2 protein-coding genes are annotated in these 1405 nt (G+C 29.5%); both read left to right on the plus strand.

What is annotated here, in order from left to right:
- The first annotated feature begins 265 nt into the window (after window positions 1-265).
- A complete protein-coding gene (locus tag E6A48_RS07130) occupies window positions 266-631 on the plus strand; it encodes a CidA/LrgA family protein (RefSeq protein WP_219709343.1) in 366 nt (121 codons plus the stop codon).
- Window positions 628-1335 carry an LrgB family protein gene (locus E6A48_RS07135; protein WP_219709344.1) on the plus strand — a complete coding sequence of 236 codons (708 nt, stop codon included), beginning with the start codon at window positions 628-630 and terminating at the stop codon, window positions 1333-1335. The genes E6A48_RS07130 and E6A48_RS07135 overlap by 4 nt, the downstream gene beginning before the upstream one ends.
- The last annotated feature ends 70 nt before the right edge of the window (window positions 1336-1405 follow it).

Genomic DNA, 1405 nt, shown 5'->3' on the forward strand with positions numbered 1-1405 from the left:
GTGCGGACTTCGTCAAAAAGTTGCAAAAAATGCAAATACTATAACTTTATATTAAAAGATATATATGAAATAATATTTATATTTGTGATGTCAGAACATGATTAAACTTTATTCTCCTTAAAAGTAAATAATTTATCTCTGTAGTATTCGTACTGCTTTTTACGTAACTCAATCTCAGCATAAAAATACTCTATTGAAAAACATTTTTTTAGATATATAATTTATCCCAATAATTTTTTAAAATAATTTATTGGATTCTACTACAATGAAGTTGATTAAACAATTCTCTATAATATTTTTTATTTATTCAATATCATACATCTTAAGTAAATCTCTAAGACTTCCAATACCTGGTAATGTAATAGGAATGTTTTTACTGTTCTTTCTTTTAGTTTTTGGAATTGTAAAAGAGAGTGATATTGATGAGGCTAGCGATATATTAATAAAAAACATGGCTTTGTTATTTGTACCTGCTAGTTTAGCTATAGTTGATGAATATAAATATATTAAAGATGAGATAATACCTTTTCTCATAATATGCATATTTTTTGTTGTGGTAATAATGGCTGCAACTGGTTTATCTGCACAGTTTTTTGAAAACATAGTTAATAAAAAAAGGAAAATAAAATGACAGCATTATTTCAAGACAATCCTCTAATTTCAATAGTAATAACTTTAATAGCATATATAATATCGTACTATATTTATAATAAAACCAAACTTCCAATATTAACGCCTCTTGTAACGAGTGTAATACTTGTAGGTTTATCTATTTATTTTATGGGAGTACCTTATAGTGTTTATAATGAAAGCGGCGGAAAATTTATTAATGCATTGGTTGGACCTGCTACTGTTGTATTAGCTCTTCCAATATATAGAAACCTTCCAATATTAAAAGCCAATTTATTAGTAATACTTTTTAGCATTGCAATAGGAAGTGCTATTGGAATAGTTGGAATATATTTCACTGCAAAGATTATGGGTGTATCAGAAAATATACTTTTATCACTTCTTCCAAAATCAATAACTACTGCAATAGCTGTTGATGTGGCTGATAGTATAGGCGGTGTAAAATCTATCACTGTGCTTGCTGTTGTAATATCTGGGGTGGCTGGTGCTATAATTGCTCCTATAGTATTCAAAATATTTAGAATAAAATCGCCTTTAGCTAAGGGCATTTCAATAGGCACTGCATCGCATGCTGTGGGCACTAGTAAGGCAATAGAGATGGGAGAGACTGAAGGAGCTATGTCTGGTCTTGCTATAGGTATAGCTGGAGCTTTAACAGTTGTACTCCTTCCTATATTATATAAATTGCTTGTTACTATATGGTAAAAATTTTAAGTTTGTAAATTTTTTCTTGTTCTTTTTCCCATGTACGAGCTGTACCACCTTGCCGCACGGT

Source organism: Brachyspira pilosicoli, from assembly GCF_019402445.1.
Taxonomy (GTDB): Bacteria; Spirochaetota; Brachyspiria; order Brachyspirales; family Brachyspiraceae; genus Brachyspira; species Brachyspira pilosicoli_B.

Coding starts and splice junctions, on each gene's coding strand:
- E6A48_RS07135 (WP_219709344.1), top strand. CDS start 628: ATGACAGCATTATTTCAAGACAATCCTCTAATTTCAATAGTAATAACT.
- E6A48_RS07130 (WP_219709343.1), top strand. CDS start 266: ATGAAGTTGATTAAACAATTCTCTATAATATTTTTTATTTATTCAATA.